The sequence below is a fragment of the Candidatus Skiveiella danica genome, assembly GCF_022705245.1.
GTDB classification, from domain to species: Bacteria; Pseudomonadota; Gammaproteobacteria; order Burkholderiales; family Burkholderiaceae_C; genus Skiveiella; species Skiveiella danica.
On sequence record NZ_JAKJEW010000069.1, the window covers coordinates 1 to 2,936 of the forward strand.

The 2,936-nt window shown below is 70.7% G+C and carries 2 protein-coding genes; one reads left to right on the forward strand and one right to left on the reverse strand.

Annotated elements, in window-relative coordinates; translation table 11 throughout:
- The coding region (locus ACMUOY_RS19880) for an Hsp20/alpha crystallin family protein (protein ID WP_413894471.1) at positions 1-393 on the reverse strand (393 nt) is incomplete at its 3' end.
- 184 nt (positions 394-577) lie between these two features.
- Here ACMUOY_RS19880 and ACMUOY_RS19885 point away from each other — a divergent pair.
- Positions 578-2,936: ABC transporter permease (locus ACMUOY_RS19885; RefSeq protein WP_413894472.1), on the forward strand; the 2,359-nt coding region annotated here is incomplete at its 3' end.

Sequence of the window (2,936 nt, forward strand, 5' to 3'; positions counted from 1 at the left end):
CTTCTTCGGCAGGGTCAGGGTCAGCACACCGTTGTCGTACTTCGCCTTGGCCTGCGCCTGGTCGATGTCCATCGGCAACTGGAAGCTGCGCGACACAGCACCGAAATAGCGCTCGCTGCGCAGCACTTTCTCGTCAGAGCCTTGCCGGTCTTCCTGCTTGACCTCGGCGCGCAGGGTCACCACGTTGCCGTCCAGCGACACGTGAATCTCGTCCTTGCTCACGCCGGGCACCTCGGCCTCGACGGTGTAGCCTTTGTCGGTCTCTTTCACATCGACCTTGATCTGGGCCGGCGACGGCAGCGGGTCGCCGTGTAACGGCCGAACGTAGAAACCGGGGGCGATGTCCTTGAAGAAGTCATCAAACAATCCGCCGCGTGTCATCAGTGAACTCATGGAGTGCTCCTTTTCAGTGGGTTGAACGCCGGGCCGATCCTTCCTTTCGTCGTCAGGTCCGGCCCGCTCACAGACAATTGGGGATCACGCCCAGCGGCTCAAGGGTCCTGCCTCACGAAAACTTTGCGTCAGGTCAAACAACCCTGCTTCGCGCCCCTGGCGACGCCAGCGGCACAATGCCTGCATGCTGGCCCTGTTGCGCACCTTCTCCTGGCAGGAACTGCGCCACCATCCCTGGCGCAACGCGGCCGCGGTGGTGGCGGTGATGCTGGGCGTGGCGCTGGCGTTTTCAGTGCACCTGATCAACGCCTCGGCGCTGGGCGAGTTTTCCAGCGCGGTGCGCGCCGTCAATGGCCAGCCCGACCTGGAGCTGCGCGGCATCCAGGGAACGCTCGACGAATCCCTCTTCGGCCGCGTGGCCACCCATCCGCAGGTGGTGCTGGCCAGCCCGGTGCTGGAACTCTCTACCTACGCCACCGGCCCCGACCGCAAGCGCCTGCCGGTGCGCGTGGTGGGCGTGGATGCGCTGACCGTGGCGGCAATGGCGCCGGCCCTGATGCCCCTGCCGGCCCCCGGCGCCGACAGGCTGGCGCTGCTGGCGCCGGCCACCGTGTTCCCGAACTCGGCGGCGATGGCCACACTCGTTCCCGGCGGAGTGCCGAGCGCTGGCAGCGCACCTTCGCTGCAGCTGCAAAGCGCGCTGGCGCTGCGTGCCGTGACTGTGGCCGGCACGGTGAACGCGCCCGGCGCGGCACTGGTGGTGATGGACATCGGCGCCGCGCAGGACCTGTTTGGCGCGGCAGGCCGCCTCAGCCGCATCGACCTGCGCCTGCAGCCCGGCACCGACCGCGCGGCCTTCATCGCGGCGCTGCAGTTGCCTGCGGGGGTGACAGCGGGCGAGCCCGGCGACGCGGCCGAGCGGGTCAGCAACCTGTCGCGCGCCTACCGCGTGAACCTCACGGTGCTGGCCCTGGTGGCGCTGTTCACCGGCGCGTTTCTGGTGTTCTCGGTGCTTTCGCTCAGCGTGGCACGGCGCGCGCAGCAGTTCGCGCTGCTGGGCGTGCTCGGCCTGACCCCACTACAGCGCCTGCGGCTGGTGCTGGTGGAGTCGCTGCTGCTCGGTGCCGCGGGCAGTGCCGCCGGCATCGCACTGGGCACTGCGCTGGCGGCGCTGGCGCTGCGCCTGCTCGGCGGCGACCTGGGGGGCGGCTTCTTTGCCGGCGTGGCACCGCCCCTGCAATGGGAGGGCGCGGCCGCGCTGCTTTATGGCCTGCTGGGCGTGGCCGCTGCCGGCGTCGGCGGCTGGTGGCCGGCGCGTGCGGCGCAAAACCTGCCTCCCGCGCAGACACTCAAGGGCCTGGGCGCTGCGCTGCACACGGGCCAACACCGCGCCGTGCCCCTGCTGCTGATCGCCGCCGGCGTGCTGCTGGCACAGACCCCGCCGGTGGCGGGCATTCCGCTGGCAGCCTATGTGTCGGTCGGGCTGCTGCTGGTGGGCGGCATCACGGCCCTGCCCTGGCTGATCGGCCTGACCTATGACCGGCTGGCCCCGTGGGTGTCGCGCCGGCTGCTGCCCCTGCTCGCGGTGGAACGCGCACGCCGTGTGCGCGAGAGCGCCGCGGTGGCCGTCAGCGGCGTGGTGGCCTCGCTGAGCCTGGCAGTGGCCCTCACGGTGATGGTGGCGAGCTTTCGCGACTCGGTGACGCATTGGCTGGACGTGGTGCTGCCAGCGGATCTGTACGTGCGCGCGGCCATGGGCACCGGCGCGGCCGACACGGTGTACTTCCCGCCCGAACTGGTGCGCGAGGTGGCCCGGCTGCCCGGCGTGAAGCGGCTGGCCACGCAGCGCTTCGTGCCGCTACAGCTCGACCCCGCCCGGCCGGCGGTGGCCCTGATCAGCCGCGACGGCGATGGCATGGGCCGCGGCACCGCGCTGGTGGGCGAGGCGCTGCCCGTGCCCGAGGGGCAGATCGGCATCTGGGTCAGCGAAGCCATGGTGGACCTCTATGGCGCGCGCCCGGGACAGGTGTTCGCCCCGCTTTCAGCCTTTTTTCGGCCAGGTCCCAGCGCAGAACGGTCATCTTCAGCTACGTTTTTCGTAGCAGGCGTGTGGCGCGACTATGCCCGGCAGTCCGGCGCCATCGTGATCGACCGCCATGACTATGAACGTCTGACCGGCGACCGGCGCGTGAACGACCTCGCGTTGTGGCTGGCCGACGGCGCTGAGGCCAGCCAGGTGCAGGCGGCCGTGCGCCGCGCCGCGGGATCCGGCGCCCCGGGTGCCGACGGGCTGGACACCGGGCTCGAATTCGCCTCGGCCGCGCAGATCCGCGCCACCTCGCTGCGCATCTTCGACCGCAGCTTTGCCGTCACCTACTGGCTGCAGGCCGTGGCCATCGCCATCGGCCTGTTCGGCGTGGCGGCCAGCTTCAGCGCGCAGGTGCTGGCGCGGCGCAAGGAGTTCGGCCTGCTCGCGCACCTGGGTCTGACACGGCGCCAGATCCTGGCGGTGGTGGCCGGCGAAGGCGCGGCATGGACGGCCA